This is a genomic window from Paenibacillus sp. CECT 9249 (assembly GCF_918697855.1).
Taxonomy (GTDB): domain Bacteria; phylum Bacillota; class Bacilli; order Paenibacillales; family Paenibacillaceae; genus MSJ-34.
On sequence record NZ_CAKKLI010000016.1, the window covers coordinates 25,111 to 44,047 of the forward strand.

Annotated in this window: 16 protein-coding genes; 13 read left to right on the forward strand and 3 right to left on the reverse strand. The window is 53.1% G+C overall.

Going from position 1 to position 18,937, the window contains the following annotated elements; translation table 11 throughout:
• Positions 1 to 48 precede the first annotated feature (48 nt).
• On the reverse strand, positions 49 to 837 hold the full coding sequence (locus tag LQ229_RS13510; RefSeq protein WP_230192010.1) for an ABC transporter permease: 789 nt from the start codon (positions 835 to 837) through the stop codon (positions 49 to 51).
• Positions 834 to 1,721, reverse strand: coding sequence for an ATP-binding cassette domain-containing protein (locus LQ229_RS13515; protein ID WP_230192011.1), 888 nt, complete (start codon positions 1,719 to 1,721; stop codon positions 834 to 836). The genes LQ229_RS13510 and LQ229_RS13515 overlap by 4 nt, the downstream gene beginning before the upstream one ends.
• A gap of 212 nt (positions 1,722 to 1,933) precedes the next feature.
• Here LQ229_RS13515 and LQ229_RS13520 point away from each other — a divergent pair, with 212 nt between their 5' ends.
• The 10 genes from LQ229_RS13520 (at position 1,934) to araB (ending at position 13,591) form a co-directional block, all read left to right on the forward strand.
• Positions 1,934 to 2,887 (forward strand): YafY family protein, encoded by a 954-nt coding sequence (locus LQ229_RS13520; protein WP_230192012.1) that lies wholly within the window; start codon positions 1,934 to 1,936, stop codon positions 2,885 to 2,887.
• A gap of 169 nt (positions 2,888 to 3,056) precedes the next feature.
• Positions 3,057 to 3,983, forward strand: a complete 927-nt coding sequence (locus LQ229_RS13525) for a nucleoside hydrolase (RefSeq protein ID WP_230192013.1) — start codon at positions 3,057 to 3,059, stop codon at positions 3,981 to 3,983.
• A 409-nt stretch (positions 3,984 to 4,392) separates the two neighbouring features.
• Positions 4,393 to 5,154 (forward strand): DeoR/GlpR family DNA-binding transcription regulator, encoded by a 762-nt coding sequence (locus LQ229_RS13530; protein ID WP_230192014.1) that lies wholly within the window; start codon positions 4,393 to 4,395, stop codon positions 5,152 to 5,154.
• A gap of 140 nt (positions 5,155 to 5,294) precedes the next feature.
• On the forward strand, positions 5,295 to 6,233 hold the full coding sequence (locus LQ229_RS13535; protein ID WP_230192015.1) for a ribokinase: 939 nt from the start codon (positions 5,295 to 5,297) through the stop codon (positions 6,231 to 6,233).
• 68 nt (positions 6,234 to 6,301) lie between these two features.
• Complete coding sequence (locus LQ229_RS13540; RefSeq protein ID WP_230192016.1) at positions 6,302 to 7,846, forward strand: sugar ABC transporter ATP-binding protein; 1,545 nt, start codon at positions 6,302 to 6,304, stop codon at positions 7,844 to 7,846.
• Positions 7,839 to 8,822: an ABC transporter permease gene (locus LQ229_RS13545; protein ID WP_216540335.1), complete on the forward strand. Its 984-nt coding sequence runs from the start codon at positions 7,839 to 7,841 to the stop codon at positions 8,820 to 8,822. Before LQ229_RS13540 ends, LQ229_RS13545 begins: the two co-directional genes overlap by 8 nt.
• A 17-nt stretch (positions 8,823 to 8,839) precedes the next feature.
• Complete coding sequence (locus LQ229_RS13550; RefSeq protein WP_230192017.1) at positions 8,840 to 9,793, forward strand: ABC transporter permease; 954 nt, start codon at positions 8,840 to 8,842, stop codon at positions 9,791 to 9,793.
• A 52-nt stretch (positions 9,794 to 9,845) separates the two neighbouring features.
• On the forward strand, positions 9,846 to 10,886 hold the full coding sequence (locus LQ229_RS13555) for an autoinducer 2 ABC transporter substrate-binding protein (RefSeq protein ID WP_230192018.1): 1,041 nt from the start codon (positions 9,846 to 9,848) through the stop codon (positions 10,884 to 10,886).
• 39 nt (positions 10,887 to 10,925) lie between these two features.
• Entirely contained in the window at positions 10,926 to 11,876 is a 951-nt protein-coding gene (locus LQ229_RS13560) for a sugar phosphate isomerase/epimerase family protein (RefSeq protein WP_216541347.1), read from the forward strand.
• Positions 11,877 to 11,923: 47 nt separating this feature from the next.
• A complete protein-coding gene (araB, locus tag LQ229_RS13565; protein WP_230192019.1) occupies positions 11,924 to 13,591 on the forward strand; it encodes a ribulokinase in 1,668 nt (555 codons plus the stop codon).
• Positions 13,592 to 14,385: 794 nt separating this feature from the next.
• On the opposite strand, the gene rplK is transcribed toward araB, so the two are convergent.
• Positions 14,386 to 14,808, reverse strand: a complete 423-nt coding sequence (gene rplK / locus LQ229_RS13570; RefSeq protein ID WP_216541346.1) for a 50S ribosomal protein L11 — start codon at positions 14,806 to 14,808, stop codon at positions 14,386 to 14,388.
• A gap of 297 nt (positions 14,809 to 15,105) precedes the next feature.
• Between rplK and LQ229_RS13575 the strand changes: the two genes are divergently transcribed.
• The 3 genes from LQ229_RS13575 (at position 15,106) to LQ229_RS13585 (ending at position 18,761) form a co-directional block, all read left to right on the forward strand.
• Positions 15,106 to 17,052 (forward strand): heavy metal translocating P-type ATPase, encoded by a 1,947-nt coding sequence (locus LQ229_RS13575; RefSeq protein WP_230192020.1) that lies wholly within the window; start codon positions 15,106 to 15,108, stop codon positions 17,050 to 17,052.
• Positions 17,053 to 17,199: 147 nt separating this feature from the next.
• Positions 17,200 to 17,394: a hypothetical protein gene (locus LQ229_RS13580; RefSeq protein ID WP_216541344.1), complete on the forward strand. Its 195-nt coding sequence runs from the start codon at positions 17,200 to 17,202 to the stop codon at positions 17,392 to 17,394.
• 149 nt (positions 17,395 to 17,543) lie between these two features.
• Positions 17,544 to 18,761 carry a GntR family transcriptional regulator gene (locus tag LQ229_RS13585; protein WP_230192021.1) on the forward strand — a complete coding sequence of 406 codons (1,218 nt, stop codon included), beginning with the start codon at positions 17,544 to 17,546 and terminating at the stop codon, positions 18,759 to 18,761.
• Positions 18,762 to 18,937 lie beyond the last annotated feature (176 nt).

Here is an 18,937-nt window from a genome sequence, read left to right on the forward strand (position 1 = left end):
CGCGGAACAAAACAACGGCTGCAGCAATCGCTGCAGCCGTTGTTCGCTCTAGCGCCGTCCCGCTCTCCGGCGGAATGTCAAAACGCTCCATAAAATCGCGACGAGCAGAATAAGAGCGCACCAGCCGACGGCCAACCCGCTATTTCGCCAATCCGGCGTTCCTATCAGCAGTCCGCGGATCGCTTCGATGACCGGCGTGATCGGCTGATTGTCCGCCACGCCGCGCAGCCATGCCGGCATCGTATCCGTCGGAACGAAGGCGCTCGACAGATAGGGGAGGAACAGCAGAATAAAGCCGTATCCGCTTGCAGCCGACGGGCTGCTGGCGACAAGACCTATGGCGGCGAACAGCCATGTCATCGTCAGGATGAACAAGGCGATAATCCCGATCGCCAAGATCCATCCGATTGCGCCGGCAGAGGGGCGAAAGCCGATGAGCAAGGCCACTCCAATGACGATGCCCGTCGCCAGCATATTCCGGGCCAAGCTTGCGACGACATGGCCGGTAATGACGCTCATGCTCCGAATCGGCATCGTACGAAACCGGTCGATGATGCCGTTCGTCATGTCCGTCGCTACGTCGTAGGCGGTGCTTGACGATCCGAATCCGGCGCATAGCAATATAATGCCCGGCACGACATAGTTCACGTATTGCCCGCTGGAATCAAGCGCTCCGCCGAATACATAGGTAAACAACAACATAAGCATAACAGGAAGCATGATCGCCATAATGAGAGCGTCTATATTACGCATACTATGGCGAATGCTTCGCCCGATGAAGACGGCGTTCGTTACGCCGAAAGATGCCGATTTCGTGATATGGGTCGGTGTTGTCATCCGATTGCCTCCTCCGTTTCTTTCGTTGTCAATGCGATAAACACATCATCCATATTGGGTCTTGTGAGATTGACGCGTGTTCCTTGCGGTACCTGATGGGCCGCGTTTTGCAGCGCTTTGCTGACATCATGAATGCTGCCGCTGGTCGGAATTTTACGGATGATTTCGTCATTTGCATTATAGAGTTCCAGCACGGCGCCGCCAACGCGCGATTTCAGTTCTTCCGCAGACCCTTGCGCCACAACGCGCCCATCGGCGATGACTGCAATCGTATCGGCGAGTTGATCCGCTTCTTCCAAGTATTGCGTCGTGAGAAAAATCGTAATGCCTCGTTCTTTGAGCTCAAGAATTACGTCCCATAGGGCGCGGCGGCTGCGCGTATCAAGGCCTGTCGTCGGCTCATCCAGAAACAGCACCGGCCGGCTGACGACCAGGCTGACGGCGATATCCAGGCGGCGGCGCATCCCTCCCGAATACGTCTTGACCAACTTGCGGGCCGCTGCCTCAAGGTCGAATCGCTTCAACAGTTCGGCCGTTCGGATCCGCGATTCCGCCGCGGACAGCCCGGATAATCTGCAAATCATGCGCAAATTCTCTTCGGCGGTTAACACTTCGTCGACGGCGGCGAATTGCCCGGTCAGGCTGATCGAACGCTTCACCTCGTTTTTTTGCGTTGCGACATCATACCCCGCTACGCGAACCGAACCTTCGTCGGACGCGACAAGCGTCGATAAAATATGGATCAATGTCGTTTTGCCGGCGCCGTTAGGGCCAAGCAGCGCAAAAACCGATCCGGCGGGCACGTGAAGGTCGATGCCGTCCAGGACGAGTTGCTTTCCGAACGATTTGCGCAAACCTGAAATTTCAATAGCGAACCGATCCATCCTCATTCATCCTTTCTTTTGTATATCTGATAAACTGTTTTATATATAAACAGTATATATTATAAACAGTAATTACACAACAATAAAGATTTTTAGAAATTCGTTTTCATCGAATGCGGAAGCAGCGCCAACATGATTTTGGTTTATGACATCAAATGTCATATAATAAGTAGAAATGCGGCAACGGGCGAGAGCCCGGAAGGGGAGAGAATTTGAGAGCGGACCGATTAATATCCATCATCTTATTGTTGCAAAACAACGGCCGGTTGAGTTCGCGGGAACTGTCGGAGAAGCTGGAAGTGTCCGAACGGACGATTCATCGCGATATGGAGGCTTTGAGCGCAGCCGGAATTCCGGTATTCGCCGAACGGGGGGCGCAGGGCGGATGGGCGCTCGCGGAAGGATACCGGACGAACTTGACCGGGTTGAAAGCGGAAGAAATGCAATCGCTGCTGCTGGCGCATTCTTCCTCGCTGCTGAGCGATCTGGGATTGGACAACGTATTTCACGATGCGTTTCAGAAACTGGTCGCCGCGTTTCCCGCGCGTCTCCGCGAAGATGCCGCCATGGTGCGCGAACGCATTCATATCGACGGAGCGGGGTGGCATCAATCGGCCGAGTCGCTTCCCGCCTTGCCGATCGTGCAAGACGCCGTTTGGCAGCAAAAGAAGCTGCGCATGCAGTATTCCCGGGACGAAGAAGTAACGGAACGGATTGTCGAACCGTTGGGCCTGGTCGCCAAAGGCGCCATTTGGTATCTTGTCGCCGCGGCGGAAGGAGACATACGCACGTACCGGATTTCGCGCATTGCCAATCCAAGACTCTTGGAAGAGTCGTTTCAACGCCCGGATTCGTTCGATTTGGCCTCATACTGGGAGCAATCGACGAAACAATTCAAGGAGCAACTGCCCCGCTATCCCGCACGGCTGCGTTTCCATGAAAAGGCGTTGCCCCGGATGAGCCAGCAGCGTTACTTGAAGCTTATTCGCACCGAACCTGCGGAGAACGGCTGGATCGAGGCGGACGTCGAATTTAATACGCTTTCGTCAGCATGCGAAATTTTGCTCGGGTACGGGCCGCTTGCGGAGGCGCTTGCGCCGCCCGAATTGCGCGAGAGCGTTATCGGCCAAGCGAAGTCGATCGTCACGATGTATGGGGGGAATTAATTGAAGCGTTATGGACCGTGCGGCTGCGTGCCGCTCGGTCTGCGATTGACAACTTGGGCGAGACGGCAGTACACTATACTCATCCTTGAAAACGCATACAATGATAAAACAAGCCGATGTGCGATTTGCATGCAGGGATAGGGCAAACATGGAACAGGAGGCAGACAACATGGAAAAAGTAATTCTTGACGTGGATCCGGGACATGACGACGCGATCGCCATTTTGATGGCCGCCAAAGCTCCTGAGCTGGAACTTCTCGGCATTACGACGGTTGCCGGAAATCAAACGCTTGAGAAGACGACGGAAAACGCGCGTAAAGTCGTCGCTTTAACGGGCCGGAGCATCGAGATCGCCCGCGGACATGCGAGGCCGATGATGCGCGATCCGATTATTGCCGAGATGATTCATGGAGAAACCGGACTCGACGGCGTGGATTTGCCGGAGAGCGATGCGGCGATTACGTCGTTCAACGCGGTCGATTGGCTCAAAAAGGCGATTGACGAGGCGGACGGGCCGGTTACTTTAATTCCCGTCGGCCCGCTTACGAATATTGCGGTGTTGCTGCTCGCTTACCCCGAATTGAAGAGCAAAATCAAGCGAATGGTGCTGATGGGCGGAGCCATCGGCAGAGGGAACCGCACCCCGTCGGCGGAGTTCAATATATTGGTCGATCCGGAGGCCGCCAAAATCGTGTTCCATAGCGGAGTGCCGATTACGATGATCGGGCTTGACGTAACCCATCAAGTGATCGCGACGCCGCAAATCGTCGAATCGATTCGCGCGCTGCGCAACCCCGTAAGCGATATTGTCGCTTTATGGCTTTCTTTTTTCAGCAAATCTTATCAATCGTTCTACCATATGGAGGGCGGTCCTTTGCACGATCCGTGCGCGGTGGCGGCCGTCATCGACCCCGGCATTCTGACGACCGAAGACTTATATGTGGATATTGAAACGAAAGGCGAGATAACGGCAGGCCGGACCGTAGTCGACTTAATCGGCGTTACGCGCAACAAGCCGAACGTGCAAGTCGCGACAGGAATCGATACCGAACGTTTCTGGGAGCTGTTGTTCCGTTCGCTGAAGGCATATTCATAAGATATGGAAGCATTGGCTGCCCCGGCCTATGCTTTTTCATTTTAGCGGTTGCATTCCGTTTTCAAGGACGGCAAATCGAATGCCGCCACTTGTGAGGATGGCTCTTTTCGAGTATAATGCAGCCAAGCCTGCATGTTCTCCACCCCCCCCTCTTTTTATCTTTTTCATGTGCTGATCGACCGGTCTCCGCTCGCACGGGCAGCGTGAAATGTCCTGCGATGTCCATTTCCCTTAACGATTGATTGCAACGAATCCGAATGAAAAGCAAAAACGGGAAACGCATTCTTTTTGTTTACGCTATGTTTCTTATTTGAACATGCGTTTTTGATGTGTGTTTTGAGTTGTTTTTCATAATAATCAAAAGGAAAAGGCAAAATAAAGCAAACATGCACGAGGAGAAAACAACAGGATGATGAAGAAAAACAGACTGGCCGTAGAAAGGCAAAAAGAAATCTACGACTTGATCGTGCAATCGGGTACCGTCTATGTTGCGAATTTGAGCCGCAAGTTCAATGTAACGAAGGAAACGATTCGCAGAGACCTCGAAGCGTTGGAGAAGGAGAAGCTGATACAGCGGACGCACGGGGGGGCCGTATTGGTTCAACATACGCCGCTTCAGCGGCAAATCTCCAATCTGGACGTGAAAATTTCGATTGCGAAGGAGGCTTTGCAGTTCATTGAAGAGGACGACATTATCGGACTCGACAGCAGCGATTATTCGTTGCAGCTTGCCAAAGAGCTGGACGACCGCGAAATTACCGTCATCACCAATTCGATCCCGATTACGCTGGAGCTTATCAATAAGCCGAATATTCGTTTAATTACGATCGGGGGATACGTCAATCACAAACTATCCTCCTTCGTCGGGGCAATGGCCGAGAAATCGGTGGACAATTATCGGTTAGGCAAATATTTTATGTCCTGCAGCGGTTTCGATCTGGAATTCGGCGTTTTCGAGAACGACGAAATGGAAGGGCAAGTGAAGCAGCAATTCATTAAAAACGCGGACGAAGTCATTCTGATGGCGGATCATAACCAGTTCGGCAAACGGTCGTTGACAAGCTTGGTAGGGCTGAAGCAATTGGATAAATTGGTCATCGACCAGGGACTGTCCGTCAACAATTTGACTTTGTTAAAAAATAAAGGCTTGAATGTCTTTCTGGCGCATTAGCGAAACAAAAACCATTTTTGTTTCGCTTTTTTTATTTGAAACATTTTTGACTTGGTTTTCTATCGTTTTAATTGCGGAGGATGTCTTGAAACAAAAATGTGAAAGTGGTTACATTGGACATGTGACAAGGAGACATCGCCATGAAAAAAATATGCATAGTGGGTAGCTTAAACACCGACATTATCATTACAACGCAGAAGTACCCGAATCGCGGCGAGAACATATCAGGCGAAAAGGGAATGGTTCTTTCGGGCGGCAAAGGGGGAAATGCCGCAACAGCCGTAGCAAAGCTGGGGAAAGAGCCCGTTCTGATCAGTTCGGTGGGGGCGGATTATTTCGGCGACAACTTGCTTGCGGACTTGCGGAACAATCGAATCGATATTACTTCCGTCAAACGAACGCCGCTGGCCGGCACCGGCCTGACGACCATTATTATCGACGCGATCGCGGAAAGAACGATGGTCAACGCGCCCGGCGCCAACGCGTTATTGTCCGCGGCCGATATCGACCGGACGGCGGAGCGCATCAAGGAATGCGGCGTACTGCTCGCACAGCTTGAGGTTGCGGAGGAAGCCGTCGTTCAGGCGATGAAGTACGCCAAGGAATACGGGCTGCTCGTCATTGTCGATCCGGCTCCGGTGGAAGGAATTACGATGCGTGCGATCCGGTACGCCGACATCCTCATTCCGAACGAGCAGGAAACGAAATATTTGACGGGGATCGATGTGAACGGCGTGGACGATGCGGTCGAAGCGTGCCGCTACTTCGAAACGATCGGCATTCACAATTCGATTATTAAGATGGGGCATCGCGGCGCGTTAGTGTACGCTTCCGGACATTGGGAGTTCATCGACGCGATTCCGGTCGAAGCCGTCGACACGGTTGTAGGGGACACATTCTCGGGTGCGCTCGCCTGCTCGCTGTCCGAGGGGAAAAATTTGTTTCAGGCGGCGCGGTTCGCCAGCGTTGTAAGCGCCTTAAAAGTAACGCGTTTAGGGCCGCAAATCGGGATACCGACGATTGAAGAAGTCGAGAAATTTATCGACGAGCGGAATTTGCAACGCTTTTTAATGACATAATTCGTTATTTTATTAAATAATTAACATTTCATATTTCATAGTTTGCGAGTTTCTAGGGGGTGTTCCGGTTGAGTAACCTGTTGCTCGAAATGAAAAACATAAGCAAAACGTACCCCGGAGTGAAAGCGCTCGATCAAGTCCGGCTCGAAGTTCGGCCTGGCGAAGTTCATGCGCTGATCGGGGAAAACGGAGCGGGAAAATCGACATTAATTAAAATATTGGCCGGCGTAGAAATGCCCGACCTGGGCGGATCGTTCGTCTTTGAAGGGGAACAAGCCAATATTAGCAAGCCGATCGACGCGACATTGCGAGGCATTTCGATTATTTATCAAGACTTGAGCCTGTTTCCGAACTTAAGCGTCGCGGAAAATATTTGCGCAGGCCGGGATGCCGGCAAAGGCAGCGTCAAGCTCGTCAAATGGGGAGAAATGCGCCGGATTGCGAAGCAAACGCTGCAGGAGCTCGGTTTTGAAATCGATGTCAATACGACGTTGGAGAAGCTGAGCATCGCCAAGCAGCAATTGGTTGCGATCGCACGCGCCATCGCCTTCGACGCCAAGCTCATTATCATGGACGAACCTACGTCGTCGCTATCGTCGGGGGAAGTCGAACTGCTGTATAAGGTCATCGCCGATTTGAAAGCGAAAGGAATCGCGATTCTTTTCGTCAGCCATAAGATGGAAGAATTGTTCACCGTATCCGACCGGATCACGGTATTGCGCGACGGCAAATATATCGGCGTATACGACAAGGAAGAGATGAACGAAGAGAAACTGATTCAACTCATGGTCGGCCGGAAGCTGGAAGAAGTCGAGCGCGACGAGCATCAGCAAGGCGAGCCGGTGCTGCAAGTGAAATCGCTGTCCAAGCGGGGCAATTTCAAAGACGTTTCCTTCACGCTGCATAAAGGGGAAATCGTCGGCATTACGGGCTTGGTCGGTTCGGGACGGACGGAACTGGCGCATGCGTTATTCGGCTTGCATCGTCCCGATTCGGGCACGATGGAGTTGGAAGGACATCCTTTGCGTCTGCCCTCCACGGAAGCGGCGGTCAAGAATGGCATCGCTTACGTGCCGGAGAGCAGGCAACGCGAAGGGCTCGTGCTGCAGCAGTCGATCGTCCGCAATACGACGCTCGCCATCATTAAGAAGCTTACCAACGCGCTAGGCAGCATCCAGGCGAAGAAGGAACTCGAGCTGACGAAGGAATACATTGCATCGCTCGATATTCGCCCGAATCTGCCGCATATGGACACCGGCAATATGTCGGGCGGCAATCAGCAGAAGGTTGTTATCGCCAAATGGCTGGCGACCCATCCGAAAATATTGATCGTGGACGAGCCTACCAACGGGATCGATATCGGCGCGAAACGGGAGATTCATAGGCTGCTGCGCAAACTGGCGCGGGAAGGCATGGCCATCATTATGATTTCGTCCGACTTGGGCGAAGTGCTGGCTGTCAGCGACCGGATCCTGGTTATGCGCAAAGGGACGATCGCCGGGGAGCTCGGCATTCAAGAAGCGACGCAAGAGAAAATTATGAATCTTGCCTTGCTCGGGTCGCAGCAACAAATGAAATCAAAGCCGCAAAGCGGGGTGAAAGCGCATGGCTAACTTGTTCAAATCGAAAGAGCTCGGAATCGGCATGATCGTGCTGCTGCTGGTCGTCGCGCTGTCGATCGCCAATCCGGTCTTTCTAACGGGCGAGAACATCATGGATATTTTGAAGGCGAATTCCGTCCTGGGCATTCTGGCCGTCGGCATGACGCTGATCATTATTACCGGCGGAATTGACGTATCGGTTGCGGCGGTTACGGCCGCGGTCACGGTGGTAATCGGGAAAGTCGCCGTCGCGATGCAGGCAAGCTCCTTCAGCCTGATCGCCATCTTCGTCGTCGCGCCGATCGCCGGCGCGCTGATGGGACTGATCAACGGCCTGCTCGTTTCCAAGACGAAAATACCGCCGATCGTCGCCACGCTCGGCACGATGAGCATTATTTCCGGGGCGACGCTCTTTATTACGAACGGTGCGTATATGAACAGCAGCGCGCTGCCGGCAAGCTTCATCAGCTTCGCGAACTTGAAAATCGCCGGCGTATCGATTTTGATCGTTATTTTTCTCGCTACGGTTATATTTACCTGGTTCGTGCTGAAATATTTATCGATCGGACGCTCGGTTCTCTCGATCGGGGGCAATCCGGTTTCGGCGGTTCGCGTCGGCATGAACGTCAGCAATGTGCAAATTTTCGTGTATACCTATATGGGCTTCCTGGCCGGCATCGCCGCGATCGTGCAAACCGCATATACGAAAGGCGTCGATCCGAACGGATTCAACGGCTTCGAGCTGACGGTCATTGCGGCCGTCGTCCTGGGCGGAGCGAATATTCTGGGGGGATCGGGCTCGATGCTCGGCACGTTCCTCGGCGTGCTTCTGCTCGGCATCATGCAAAACGGGTTGATATTAGCCCATATCAACACATTTTGGCAGGAGATCATTACAGGGGCGATCATTTTGCTCGCCGTTTCCTATGACATGATCAAGCGCAGAAGAGAAGAAATGAAGCTGGCCAAAGTCGAAGTGGACGGATAGAAAAGAGGTGAGCGAATATGAAACTTTCCAAAGAATGGATTTTAGGATTGGTCTTTCTCGGTTTATTTGCGGTTATGGCCGTGTTCGTACCGGGCTTTATCGATCCGTATAACTTGAACAGCATGCTCTTTCAGCTTCCGGAGCTCGGCATCTTGTCCTTAGGCATGATGGCTGTGATCTTGACGGCGGGCATCGATTTGTCGATTACGTTCGTCGCCGCGCTCTCCGGTGTGGCGATGGCCTATTGCATGGTGGAAGGGATGCCGATATACGCGGCGCTCGCCGTCGGCCTCGTTGTCGCGCTGCTCTGCGGCCTGATTAACGGATTTTTCGTCTCGATCGTCGGCGTCTCGCCGATTCTGGTGACGCTCGGCACGATGACGCTCTTTAAAGGCATCATACTGCTCGTCACGAAAGGGAACAGCGTCTCCGGCTTCCCGGATAGCTACTCCGTAATCGGCAACAACGATATATTGGGCATTCCGCTTCCGATCATCATCTTCGGGGTCGTCGCGCTTGCCGCATGGTATATGTTGAACAAAACCGTCTGGGGGCGCAGCGTGTACATGGCCGGCAACAACCCGGTAGCGACGCTGTTCTCCGGCATTAATACGAAGCGCGTCATTATGTACGTTTATTTGTTCTCCGCTTTGATGGCGTTCATCGCGGCCGTTATTATGACAAGCCGCTACAATTCCGCCAAGGTGGACTTGGGAAGCTCTTATCAATTGCAGAGCATCGCCGTTGCCGTGCTGGGAGGCACAAGCATATCCGGCGGTTACGGGAAAGTGATCGGCGTCATTTTCGGCGCGGGCATTTTCCAAATCTTATCCAGCGGTTTGAACTTGCTCGGCGTACCGGGCATGGTGATCAACATTTTGATCGGCGTTGTGCTTATCGCGGTGCTGATCGTCAATTACTTCTCGGCCAAGCGGGGACAGAAGAAGCTCAAAACCGCCAAGCCGGCCTAACTCCAGGTTTTACCCAAATTTATATAAAAAGCATTAAGAGGAGGAGTCACACATGAAGAAGTTAGCAACAGGATTATTGTCTGGAATGCTTGTATTAGGTTTGTTGGCAGGATGCGGCCAGAAAGGCGCCGCGCCGGCGCCGGGCGGAGATGCGGCGCAAGAGCCGTCCCAAACGTCCGGATCGCTTAAAATTGCGGTCGTGCCGAAATTGATCGGCATCCCGTACTTTAACGCTTCCGAGCAAGGAGCGAAACAAGCCGGAGAGGATCTCGGCGTAGAAGTCATCTACACAGGCCCGACCCAAGCGGACGCGGCGGCGCAGGTGAAAGTGATCGAAGATTTGATCTCGAAAAAAGTCGACGTTATCGCCGTGGCGCCGAACGATCCGGCCGCATTGACGCCGGTATTGAAGAAAGCGAAAGCGCAAGGCATTAAAGTGATGGACTGGGATACGAAAGCGGATCAATCCGTCGTCGATTTGTCGGTTCAACAAGTAGACGATGAAGTATACGGACGCCATATGGCCGACCTGCTCGTTCAAGCGATGGGCAAAGAAGAAGGCAATGTTGCGATTGTGACGGGCGGATTGTCCGCGCAGAACTTGAACACATGGATCGATTGGTCGCTCAAGCAAATTGAAGAAAAATATCCGAACCTGAAAATTATCGGCGAAAAAATCGGTACGGACGAAAAACAGCAAGTTGCATATCAAAAAACGCTTGACCTGTTGAAAGCAAATCCGGATCTGGACGGCATTCTCGCTTATTCCACCGTTGCTCCGCTCGGCGCGGCGCAAGCGATTCAGGAGAAAGGGCTGCAAGATAAAGTATCGCTGATCGGCGTCGCCTTGCCTACCGATTCCAAGCCGTTCCTGGAAGACGGTTCGCTTGATACGGCAACGCTCTGGAATCCGGTCAACCTCGGTTACTTGACCGTTGCCGCTGCGAAAGAATTGGCGGAAGGCAAGACGATTGAGAACGGACAAGACATTCCGAACATCGGCAAAGTCGAAGTGAAAGAAGACGGCAAAACGGTTATTCTTGGACCTCCGTCGGACTTTACGAAAGAAAACGCGGGCGACTACAATTTCTAATTGTGACGCGATCGTCTAGATAGAAAAGGGGTGCGAAAGATGCCGCTGCAAAACTTTGAACTGAAAAACGAGAAGATTCGCTCCGCTTTTCTCGAATGGAAGCGGAAGGCTCCGGAACGTTTCGAGCGGCGGCTCAATTTCTCTTGGAGCAACTGGGGCTTCGGCATGGAGCCGCTCGCGGAATCCGCCGCCCGGTTGAATCAATACGGAGTAACCTATATTGAGCTGCACGGCAATCATTACGGTCCCGACCTCGGCTATAAAGTGAAAGAAACGAAGGAAATATTGGAACGTTACCGGATCCAGGTCGCCGGCGTATGCGGCATGTTCTCAGCCGCCAACGATCTGGCAAGTAACAGCGCCGCCGCCCGCCAGGCGGCGGTGGATTACATCAAGCGCGAGCTCGAATTTACCGCCGCCGTAGGCGGGAAATATTTGCTCGTCGTTCCCGGCGCTGTAGGACGGCCGAAAGCGTACGACGATATGGAGTTCGCCCGCAGCGTCGAAACGCTCCGGCTTGTCGCCGACGAATTTACGAAGTACGGCATCCAGGCGGCGATCGAGCCGGTACGTTCGGCGGAAGTCAGTTTCGTGCATACGATCGAAGAGGCGAAAGCGTATATCGAAGCGGTCGATCATCCGGGCGTCCGGCATATGAACGCCGACACCTATCATATGCAGGCGGAGGAATCGCATATCGGGGAAGCGCTGCTCGCCGCCGGCGAACAATTGCTCAATCTGCATGTCGCGGACAGCAACCGCCGCGCGCTTGGCGAAGGCTCGATGGACTTCGACACAATCATTATGGCGCTTTACTTGCTCGGCTTCAACCGGGAAGGCCGATTCGTGACGCCGGAGCCGCTCGGTCCGGGCGGAGACCCGTATCCGGCCATGTACGGCAAGCCGGACAAGCAGCTTCTCGACCGGATGGTGCAAACGTCGGTCGACTATTTCCGCGCCAGGGAAGAAGCGGTATTAAGTCAGGCGTAGATGGAGACGGCCCTCGTTTCATACGTCGCAATCGAAGGAGGGATATGATGAAATACAGCATCGGAGTGGATTACGGCACGCAGTCGGGCCGGGCGCTGCTCATCGAGATCGAGACCGGCCGGGAAGTGGCCGCTGCGGTGAAATCGTATACGCATGGCGTAATGGACGAATTTTTGCCGGACGGCGTCACCGCTTTGCCGCCCGATTGGGCGCTGCAGCATCCCGCCGACTACTTGGAAGTGCTGCAAACGACGATTCCCGAGGTGCTGCGCATATCGGGCGTCAGCGCCGAAGACGTCATCGGCGTCGGGATCGATTTTACGTCCTGCACCATTTTGCCGACCAAACGGGACGGTACGCCGCTGTGCATGTTGGAGCCATACCGCGGCAATCCGCACAGCTATGTGAAGCTGTGGAAACATCATGCCGCGCAGGAGGAAGCGAACCGGCTGAACGAGATCGCCGCGGCGCGCGGGGAATCGTTCCTCGCCCGGTACGGCGGCAAAATCTCTTCGGAATGGCTCGTGCCGAAGGTGTGGCAAATCGTCAACGAAGCGCCGGAAATCTACGAGGCCGCCGACCGGATTATGGAAGCGGCGGATTGGATCGTGTATCAATTGACCGGCGAGGAGAAGCGCAACAGCTGCACCGCAGGGTATAAAGGATTGTGGCATAAGCGGGAAGGGTATCCTTCGGCCGAATTTTTCAAGGCGCTCGATCCCCGGTTGGAACGTCTCGTAGCGGATAAATTGAGCGAGTCGATCTATCCGCTCGGAACGAAAGCGGGAGAAATTACGGAGCAGGCCGCATTGCTGACCGGGCTCAAGCCGGGAACGGCGGTGGCCGTCGGCAATGTCGACGCCCATGTTTCCTTGCCGGCCGTCGGCATTACGGAACCGGGCCATATGCTGATGATTATGGGAACGTCCACTTGCCACATTCTGCTTGGCGAGGAGGAACGGATCGTGCCCGGCATGTGCGGCGTCGTCAGCGACGGCGCGATGCCCGGCTATGAAGGCTATGAAGCGGGACAGTCTTGCGTCGGTGACCATTTCGAATGGTTTACCGCGCATTGCGTGCCCGCCGAGCTGCAGAAGGAAGCGGAAGACAAAGGCGTCGGGATTCATGAATTGCTGACGGAGAAGGCTTCGCGGCTGCGGGCGGGCGAGAGCGGACTGCTCGCCTTGGATTGGTGGAACGGCAACCGTTCGACGCTTGTCGATGCCGATCTGACCGGAGTACTGATCGGAGCTACGCTGTTAACGAAGCCGGAAGAAATATACCGGGCGCTCATCGAAGCGACGGCCTACGGCACGAAAGTCATTATCGACGCGTTCCGCGAGAACGGCGTGCCGGTGCGCCAATTGTACGCGGCAGGCGGCATCGCCGAGAAGAACAAGCTGATGATGCAAATTTATGCGGACGTGACCAATATGGAAATCCGCATCGCCGCATCGCCGCAAACGCCGGCTTACGGCGCGGCTATGTTCGGGGCGGTGGCGGCCGGAGAAGCTCGCGGCGGTTTCGCGTCGATATCGGACGCGGCGCGGGCGATCGGCAAAGTGAAGGAAGAGTATTACAAGCCGATTCCGGAAAACGTGCGCGTGTACGAGCGGTTGTACGCTGAGTACAAGACGCTGTACGATTATTTCGGACGCGGCGATAACGATGTGATGAAACGGTTGAAAAGCATCAAGCGCGAAGTCATCGGGTAAGCAGCGGAACATAGGCCATTCTTGGCCTATGTTCTGTTCGTTTATGGCTTCGCACATCGTATCGCAAGTTGTACGGAATACAACATTTTAAGGGGGGACAAGCCCTCGCAGGCCACGATGTTGCACTTTGTACATCATAATCGCAAGTGCTGAGGCAAAATAGCCCGTTTCACCCCCAAAATGTTGTACAAACTGCAGCATAGGCATCGTCTTCCTAGCGAGGAAAGCGAAATGTTGTACATTGTACATCATAGCCGCCCCAGCGTGAAAGAATAGCCGGCAATGAAGGATCATTCGTGCAGAAGCCCGCAATTGTGCATCTTTTCACTCGTTTTGATCGGTTGCTTCAGCAAAGCCTGCGAAAAGAGGCAATTTCATCATACCGCAAGCGGCTGACGGCCTGTCGGGCGGGACGGGCTAACGAAACGTATACACGCTAATCGCCTGTAAATCGCCTTGTTGCTCGTGTAACGAATCTAAAACACGCTAATGAGGGGAAAAAGGCGATAAACGGCCGATTTCCAATGAATAACGCTTTGTACATTCGTTAGAATGACGCCGTCTTCATTTTAACGCCCAATAAGGATTGTCAGTTTCGTCAGCGCCAAGCTAAGAAGCGTAGATCCGCGCGGATCGCCTTCGCACGGTCGGTTGCCGACCCATCACGTATGATAACATCCGACAAACTCGAATCCGCAGCCTTCTTCGATGCAACGCCAGTCCTTTACCAACTCCACGCTGTTTCTTTGGATGCGCTCGAACGCGGAGCCGATCTCAAGATGCCGCCCTTTCTTTCAAGTCTCTTCAATGCGGATCCCCATATTTTTCGCCGTTCCGGCGATCGTTTTCATGGCGCTTTCGATATCGACCGTGTTCAAGTCCGGGAGCTTGATCTCGGCGATTTTGCGCAGCTCGTCCCGGGTAATGCTGCCAACCGTTTCGCTGCCCGGTTTCGCCGCTCCTCTCGCAACGCCCGCGTATTTTTTCAACAAAAAAGCGGCAGGCGGCGTTTTCAACTTGATATCGAAGCTTCGATCCTCATATACGGTAATTTCCGCCGGAATGACGAATCCGGTTTGGCTTTTGGTCATTTCATTGTATTGGTTGCAAAAACCTAGAAGATTGATCCCCGCGGGCGCTAGATCCTTGCCGACTTTTGCGGGATTCGCTTTGCCCGCCTCCAAATCCAGCTTGACGATTCTTTTTACTGCTTTCATACACTTTCACCCTTTTTTCATGATTGATCGGCGCCTACGGGAGATTATAGGGCATCACGTTGCGTGAGAGTCAATACGGATACATTTGCTGATTTTAGGCAAAAAAGTAGTTTACATTTCTACTCGTCTAGATTATAATGATTATAAAGTAAGTTTGATTGATGCAAAATAATTGAATAGTGTAAAAACGAGAATCATTCTCGATCAGCATGCTGCTCCCGATTAGTGGAGCAGCATGCGCCGTTTTAAGGGTATTAACAATGGTTCTCATTCTCAAGACGAAGGAGTGTGACTGCAATGATTTCATCATTCAATACGACAGATAGTTACGTTAAAGATAACCCGTCTCCGCAAGAGAACGCCGCTTCCGGCAAACGGAAGGACGCGCCATGGCTGCAGAGATACGGGGAAGCGGCCGCCGCGCTTGCGAGCGGAATATTGATCGCGGCCGCCTGGAGCATAGAGCAATTCTCTCATCCTTGGGCCGTAGCGCTTTATTTGCTCGCGTTTGTCGTCGGCGGGTATGTCAAAACGAAGGAAGGGCTTCAAACGCTGTTCCAGGAGCGGGATTTGGACGTCAATCTGCTCATGGTGTTCGCGGCGATCGGCGCGGCGTCGATCGGATATTGGACCGAGGGAGCCGTACTCATCTTTATTTTTTCGTTGAGCGGCGCCTTGGAAAGCTACACGATGGCGCGCAGCCACCGGGATATTGCCGCCTTGATGGATTTGAAGCCGGAGACGGCGGTGCTATACCGCGACGGGGAAGAAACGACTGTCGCGATCGAGCAATTGGAAGTCGGCGATATCGTTCTGGTCAAACCGGGCGAGCGCATCCCGGCGGACGGCACGGTGACGGAAGGAGCTTCCGCGGTCAATCAAGCTTCGATTACGGGCGAATCGATCCCGGTGGATAAAAGCTCGGGCGATGAAGTGTTCGCGGGAACGTTGAACGGGCCGGGGGCGCTATTCGTTCAAGTAAGCCAAACGAGCGAATCGACATTGTTTGCGAAAATTATTCGCCTTGTGCAGGAAGCGCAGAGCGAAATGCCGGCGTCGCAGCGGTTTATCGAACGGTTCGAACGGATTTACGCCCGCTCGATCGTGCTGGTGACGCTGCTGCTGATTCTTCTTCCGCCGTTCTTGCTTCAGTGGTCCTGGAACGATACGTTTTACAAAGCGATGGTATTTCTCGTCGTCGCCTCTCCATGCGCATTAGTCGCGTCGATTATGCCCGCGATGCTGTCCGCCATTTCCAACGGCGCGAGAAAAGGGCTGCTGTTCAAAGGCGGAGCGCATCTCGAACATTTGGCGCAGACGAAAGTCATTGCGTTCGATAAGACCGGCACGCTGACAAGCGGCCGTCCGCAGGTGACCGATTTGATCGCTTGCCAAGGGTACGGAGAAACGGAAATGCTGCGGCTTGCGGCATCGATCGAAAGCTTGTCCGAGCATCCGCTGGCCAAGGCGATCGTGCAAACGGCGAAGGAACGGGGAATCGAGACGGATCGTCCGACCGAATTGACATCGCTCACCGGGTGGGGAGTGCAGGCCGAATTGCACGGCGAAGTATGGAAGATTGGGAAACCGACGTTAATGGAAGAGAGCATGATGACCCAGGACATTAGGACGGCAGTTCACCGGTTGGAGGAGCAGGGCAAGACGGTCGTGCTGATGGCGAATACGCGCGGAATCGCGGGCGTGATCGCGCTCCAGGACAGCATTCGTACGCAAGCCAAGGCGGCGATCGCCGAATTGCGGAAGAAAGGGATCAAAGTCGCCATGTTGACCGGCGATCAGCAAAGAACCGCCCGGGCGATTGCCGACGAAGCGGGTATCGATCTCGTCTACGCCGAGCTGCTGCCGGAGGATAAAGTGAACCGCGTGAAGGAATTGAAGCAAACGTACGGCAATGTAGCCATGGTCGGCGACGGCGTAAACGACGCCCCGGCGCTCGCGACGGCTACCGTCGGCATCGCTATGGGCGCGGCCGGCAGCGATGCGGCGCTGGAAACGGCGGATCTCGTCCTCATGAACGACGATATCGAGAAAATCGCCGCAGCGATCACGTTAGGCCAACGAACGAGAAGAATCGTCAAGCAAAATATCGTATTCGCCATTTCGGTCATCGCCTTGCTCATATGCGCCAACTTCCTCGAAGGCCTTGCCCTGCCGCTGGGCGTCGTCGGCCACGAAGGAAGCACGATTCTCGTCATTCTCAACGGACTTCGATTACTGCGATAATCATATCATTTTACCCATGTTTTGCGCGTAGTTCCGGCTCGTAACGAGCCGGAACTTTTTTTTTGCAAATAACGGTTGAGATTCTCGAATTACTTCTGTATAATGAATGATAATGATTATCATTTTTGATCGTGAGGAGACGTTACCATGAATTTGTTACTTCCAATTGCAACGGCAGTTTTAGTATTGCTGGGGAGCTTCTGTTTATTTATTGCGATGGAGAACGACCGCCGTGCGCGCGAGCGTTGGAATACGGTACCGGTTGCCGGACCGGAAGAGCCAGCGAATCGCTCCCATTGGGATAAAATTCGGGGCTTGTTCATGAACCCGAGAAATTCATAACGTCTATTCAATCGTATTGGTGAGACGCCATACGCCGCTCGGAGCTAGCTCCCGGGCGGTTTTTTATTTGGACAAAGCCGGGGAATTTGACTAAATGACATAAAAGATATATCGTTATAGTAATTGATTTGAAGATAGGGGAGCAAGTGATGCATAACGATAGACAACCGTTATATATGAAAATCCAAGAACACTTTAAAGATCTTATTCTGAAAGGCGATTTGAAAGCAAACGATAAAATTCCTTCTGAAAAAGAACTGATGGAACAATTCGACGTTAGCCGGATTACGGTCGCCAACGCTTTGACCGATTTGGCAAAGGAAGGCTGGATTTACCGTATACCGGGCAGAGGCAGTTTCGTAAGCGATGAGATTGACAAAATCATGTCGAGACACAGCATCCGGCAAGAAGCCGGCCCGTATCTCCAAGCCCCGGCCGCGGCGCTTTATACCGAAGGGTCCGATCTTCATCCGGATCTAACGGCGGCGAGCCATTCGATCCCAAGGGTCCGCAAAAAAATGATCGGATTGATCATGCCTGTTCTGGTAGATTACTTTGCGTTACGATTAATTCACGGTATTAACAGAGTGATAGAAAACAGCGAATACCGTCTGCAGATTGTACAAACTTACAATTCAATCGAGCGGGAAAAGGAAGCGATCATCGATTTGATCGAAAAAGATGCGGCGGGATTGATGATCTTTCCTTGCGATGCGGAAACTTACAATGAGGAAATTTTAGCGCTGAAGCTGAAAGGATATCCATTCGTTCTGATCGACCGGTATTTTCCCGGAGTCGAGACGAACATCGTCCGCAGCGACGGCCTGATCGGCGGCAAGCTCGCCGTGGATTACCTTTGGAGTCTCGGGCATCGGGATATTGCGATATGCTCGGATTCCCCGCTTCCGACTATTACGGTCGAAGACCGAATCAACGGATATATGGAAGCGTTGAAGCAAAACAAGGCGATGATTAACCCTGCCCTAATCTTGACGGACTTTACCGTGGATTACAAAGTCGATCCCGGACATCCCCTTTATCGATTTATTAAAAGCCGGATGGCTACCGCATTTATCACGCTAAATGGCAGACTGGGATTGCATATCTTTGCGATTTGCAAACAAATCGGACTCCGAGTCCCGGAGGATGTCTCCATCCTCACCTTCGACGATCCTTCGCCCGAGTTGGACGAGTTCGGGGCTTTCTCGCATATCTCTCAATCGGAAGGCGCGATGGGAGAAGAGGCGGCGAAAATTTTGTTAAACATGCTGGATCGCCAAACCAATGAAAATCTTAGATATAAGAGAATCATTTTACAACCGGAATTGGTGAAACGCAATTCGACCGGCCCGGCAATGAAAAACTAAATACCGATTGTAAAGCGGCAAGCTCATCTTGCCGCTTTACATGTTTCGCTTCAAGTCCCTGGGATTGCCGATCGGCATTTCCAGGGACTTTGTGTTTCAGGAAGGTTTTAGGAGAATTGGGTGAGATGCAATATCTTGACATAATTAGTTATGTTATTTATATTTAATATTACAAA